This is a genomic window from Paenalcaligenes sp., from assembly GCF_030152715.1.
Taxonomy (GTDB): Bacteria; Pseudomonadota; Gammaproteobacteria; order Burkholderiales; family Burkholderiaceae_B; genus Paenalcaligenes; species Paenalcaligenes hermetiae.
Window position 1 is genome coordinate 1 of sequence record NZ_JASLIX010000082.1, and the last position, 4,472, is coordinate 4,472.

6 protein-coding genes are annotated in these 4,472 nt (G+C 46.8%); 2 read left to right on the forward strand and 4 right to left on the reverse strand.

All coding sequences use genetic code 11. The features are described 5' to 3' along the window. Positions 1-193: 193 nt before the first annotated feature. Entirely contained in the window at positions 194-556 is a 363-nt protein-coding gene (locus Q1V74_RS06575; RefSeq protein ID WP_300647588.1) for a hypothetical protein, read from the forward strand. Between the two features lie 63 nt (positions 557-619). Here Q1V74_RS06575 and purU read toward each other — a convergent pair whose 3' ends face one another. The 3 genes from purU to Q1V74_RS06590 form a co-directional block, all read right to left on the reverse strand. Further along, a complete protein-coding gene (gene purU / locus Q1V74_RS06580) occupies positions 620-1,468 on the reverse strand; it encodes a formyltetrahydrofolate deformylase (protein ID WP_300647589.1) in 849 nt (282 codons plus the stop codon). A 150-nt stretch (positions 1,469-1,618) separates the two neighbouring features. Beyond that, the gene (pdxH, locus tag Q1V74_RS06585) at positions 1,619-2,248 is read right to left on the reverse strand and encodes a pyridoxamine 5'-phosphate oxidase (protein ID WP_300647590.1); all 630 of its coding nucleotides are present in this window, start codon (positions 2,246-2,248) and stop codon (positions 1,619-1,621) included. Between the two features lie 2 nt (positions 2,249-2,250). After that, complete coding sequence (locus Q1V74_RS06590) at positions 2,251-2,865, reverse strand: gamma-glutamylcyclotransferase (protein WP_300647591.1); 615 nt, start codon at positions 2,863-2,865, stop codon at positions 2,251-2,253. 127 nt (positions 2,866-2,992) lie between these two features. Here Q1V74_RS06590 and Q1V74_RS06595 point away from each other — a divergent pair, with 127 nt between their 5' ends. Continuing rightward, complete coding sequence (locus tag Q1V74_RS06595; protein WP_300647592.1) at positions 2,993-3,778, forward strand: tRNA threonylcarbamoyladenosine dehydratase; 786 nt, start codon at positions 2,993-2,995, stop codon at positions 3,776-3,778. Here Q1V74_RS06595 and Q1V74_RS06600 read toward each other — a convergent pair. Then, a complete protein-coding gene (locus Q1V74_RS06600; RefSeq protein WP_300647593.1) occupies positions 3,775-4,410 on the reverse strand; it encodes an aminotransferase class IV in 636 nt (211 codons plus the stop codon). The two genes, Q1V74_RS06595 and Q1V74_RS06600, sit on opposite strands and share 4 nt — an antisense overlap. Positions 4,411-4,472: the final 62 nt, after the last annotated feature.

Here is a 4,472-nt window from a genome sequence, read left to right on the forward strand (position 1 = left end):
CGAACAGGACAGTGAAACGCCTTAGCGCCGATGATAGTGGGCGTACGCCTGTGAAAGTAGGTCATCGTCAAGCTCTTATACCAAAAACCCCCATCGGTGATCCGATGGGGGTTTTTTTATGCCTGTGTGCTTTTAAACAAGGTAGAATAGGCTAATTATAGCAGTCTGATTTATTTAGCATTTGGAGGAACGCATGTCCCAATCTACTATGCCTGAACCACAATCTGGCCTTTCTCCTAAGCATCTTACGCATGCCTTATATGCAGTATTTTTGCTTGGCCTAATCGGAGCTCCTGTGTTTGGTGCGGCAATGATTGCTGCGGTTGTGGTGGCATATTATAAACGTAGTGATGTAGCAGGTACTGTTTACGCTACGCATTTTGATTGGCTGATTAAAACCTTTTGGTGGGGCGTTTTGTGGATAGGCCTAAGCGCTATGCTATTGGTGATTTTTATTGGCTGGTTAACCGGTGTAATGGCTTTTGTTTGGCTGATTTATCGTATAGCTAAGGGTTGGTTTGCATTGTTTGAAAATCAAACTCCTTCTTTAGAGTAATTAGAATAAATAAAAAGGCATCATGATCATGATGCCTTTTTGCTAGGGCAAGAGTATATGAGCTTACTTAAAAACTACGGTACGTTGTCCATTTAAGAAAATGCGATGTTCTACATGCGCTTTAACAGCGCGGGCTAAGACGAGAGATTCGACGTCGCTTCCGACTTGTGTAAGCTCATTAGGACTCATGTCGTGACTGACGCGCTCAATATCTTGTTCAATGATAGGGCCTTCGTCTAAGTCCTCTGTGACATAGTGGGCGGTTGCACCAATAATTTTTACGCCACGAGCATGCGCTTGATGATAGGGGCGCGCACCTTTGAAGCTGGGTAAGAAACTATGGTGAATATTGATGGCACGCCCAGATAAAGCCCGACACATTTCAGGAGACAAAATCTGCATGTAGCGTGCTAAAACGACTAAATCCACTTGGAGTTCATCGACAAGTTGTAGAATCTGCTTTTCTTGAGCAGCTTTGGTTTCTGGAGTAACAGGTAAATGATGAAAAGGTACCTGATACGATGCTGCTAGCGAGGCATGGTCTGTGTGGTTAGAGACCACACCAACGATTTCAATGGGAAGCTGTCCTGCATGAGTGCGAAAGAGCAAATCATTTAAGCAGTGCCCTTGGCGACTAACTAATAATAGAACACGCGCTTTTTGTTGAGCATCGTAAATATGCGCATCCATTTGATACTGGCTAGCGATGGGAGCAAAAGCTTGTTGGAGCTGCTGGACCTGGCTTGCTTGAGGTAGGCTAAAGTGGATACGTAAGAAAAAGCGTTGGGTTTCGGCGTCACCAAATTGCTCTGCTTCTACAATATTACCTTGTCGTTCTAAGAGCCAGCCTGTTACCGAGTGCACAATTCCTGTGGTGTCTGGACAGGAAATGGTTAAGATGTAATCGTTCATTTTGCCTCAAAATAAAAAGTGCTAAACCCATCTAATATAGGATGGATTTAGCCTTTTACACAAAATTTAATTTTAACGCATGTGCCGTGTGCTGCCTAATTAAGCGACGGGTTTTACATAGCAGAAACAAGCTTGTCTGATGAGTATGAGTTATGGTGCTAAACGTTGGATAGACCAGCCTTGCTCTTGTTTTTGGTAGAGATAGCGGTCATGTAGACGACAGGTTCGACCTTGCCAAAATTCAATGCGCTCGGGCTGGAGGTAATAGCCACCCCAAAATTCAGGACAGGGGGGATTGTCTCCGTACTGCTGGCTAAGGGCATCGCTGCGCTGCTCGAGCTCGGCACGAGTGATGGGTTGGCTTTGGGGAGAGGCCATGGCACTAATGCGTGAGGGTAAGGGACGGCTATTGAAGTAGGCAGCGGAAAGCGCAGCTGGCATTTTCTGGACTTGTCCTTCTAGGCGAATTTGTCGCTGCAGTGTGGGCCAGAAAAAAAGTAAACAAGCTTTTGGGTTTTGTTTTAGGTCTTGGCCTTTACGGGATTCGTAGTTGGTATAGAATTGCACACCGTGCTCATCGAAGCCTTTGAGCAAAACAATACGAGAGCTAGGCATCCCATCGCTACTTACAGTTGATAAGCTCATGGCGGTAGGCTCGGGGGCTTGAAGACGAATGGCTTCATCTACCCAACGCTGGAAAAGGTCGCGCGGGTGCGCTGTGAGCTGGTGTTCTGGTAAATCGAATTTATCGTATTCGTTACGGAAGTCGGCAAGGCTCATAATTATAAATATTGCACAAGATGTTCAAGTTTTGGGTCTGCAATGTTTGCTTTTTTTAAAGCATGGGCCGTTTCTAGCACATATTCAATACACGGCCCATTTAAACCATGTGCAGCATGAATGACTTGGCGTAGTTGTTCCAAGGGCATGGTGGGTACATAGGCATCGGTATTGGGGTTAATGACAAAAGCCAGTGCACTGACCACAGTATGCGGATCCAGGTAACAATCTACCCATTTAGGATTGTACGCTCCACTAGGCATTTCGCGTTGCCATAAAGTTGGAAAAATGTGCTTTACCTGATTTGCCGCAATACGATAGACGATGCCTTCGCAGCTTCCGCCTTGATCGAGTGCAAAAACCACACCGGGCGTATCAGGGGTACCACGGTTGATCCGTGACCATAAGCAAAGCGAACGGTGGTAACCGTGTAGAGTAGCTGCTCGTTGCTCTACATACTCAAAATCTGGGCGCCAAATAAGTGAGCCGTAAGCAAACACCCAGACGTCACTTTTTTGATCCCAGTGAGTTAAGCTTTGCCACATGGAATGCTCTAGCTCCGTTGGCGTGAGTTTTTTAAAATGGTGTGCAGCAGGTGGCGAGGTAAAAACGGTCATTGCGATACAGCGTTAAGTCAAAAAGATTAACATAGCGTATTTGATGTGTTTGTGTGCTATGTGCTTATTACCTAAAGTATAAACTTAGGATTAAGCATTAGCGAAATCATATAAGGAATATATAGTGGTGCAGCAAGAACAGCTGGAGCGACGTTTTGGTGGATTAAATCGCTTATACGGAGAAGGACGATTAAGTGATTTGCTGGCCGCTCATGTCATGGTGGCGGGCATTGGTGGGGTAGGGAGCTGGTGTGTGGAGGCTTTGGCGCGTAGCGGAGTGGGGCGTCTTACGCTTATCGACATGGATCACATCAGTGAGTCGAATATTAATCGGCAGTTACCAGCCTTAGGTTCCACAATAGGACAATCTAAAATCGAAGCCATGCGGCAGCGTATTTTGGACATCCATCCTCATTGTCAGGTGGAGCTTATTGATGATTTTGTTGAAGCGGCTAATATTTATGATTATTTGCAGCGCTCGCCTGATGTATTGGTTGACTGTACGGATCAGGCCGATGCCAAAATTGCTATGATACTAGCGGCGAAAAAACAAAAAATTAAACTGATAGTTTGTGGAGCAGCGGGCGGAAAGCGTAATCCTTTAGCGTTAAAACGAGGAGACTTGTCTCAGGCTACGCATGATGCCATGCTAGCAAAGCTGCGTTCGCGCTTACGTAAGGAGCATGGTTTTGCTAGGGTCAAAGCCGAAAAGGTCACCGCCAAAACACGTATCCCTAAAATGGGGGTAGATGTATTGTGGGTAGAGGAGAATGCCGTGATGCCTGCCGCGTGGCAGAATCAGATCATGACACCCCAAGGCTTATCCTGCGCGGGGTATGGGTCGAGTGTAACCGTAACGGCCCCGATGGGGTTTGCGGCAGCACAGGCAGCGCTTGATTATCTTCTTTTTTAGTAAAGGGTAGCATCTAGCCAGCCACGCAGAGCATTAGAAACGCGTAATCGGCTAGAGGGCAGAAGCTGTTGGTAGTGAATGGGTTGTTCTTGTACCCAGCCTTTATTGATGAGATATTGCCGTTGTACGCCGGCTAATAAGTCTTGGGTGGCGGGTGGTGTTACCCATTGCCCATTTGTCCATAGATATATATTCGTACGTGTCCCTTCGGTTAAATAGCCGTGTTGATCGTAATAGATGACATCAAAATAGTTTGGGTGTTGGGCAAGGAATTGCTCCCCTGTGTGCCAGTGGTGACGCGCATCCGTTTTATGACGTAAGAGGGGCTGGGGCTGCGCTGAAAAAGGAGACAAGTGCAGGAGCACAGGCGTTGCCGTGGGGGTAAGAGGTGCCTGTTGTATAGAGATGGCACCGTTATAAGCCAGACTAAGACGTAAGCGCTGGGCTGAGTGGTAGCGACGCCGCATCGAGGGGGCTAAGGCTTGTAGAATAGCTTTATGCTCATAGCTAAACCCCAATTGTTGCGCAGAGCGCCGTAGTCGTTGTAAATGCAACGCTAGACGTAGAACTTGCCCAGTACGCTCTAAACGCATAGTTTCAATTAAGCAAAAGTCAGGGGAGCGCTTATGCATACTTATTCCTCATAGGAAATAGGGGTGCCTAGTACACGCGCTTTCCAAAGGCATTCTTCCCA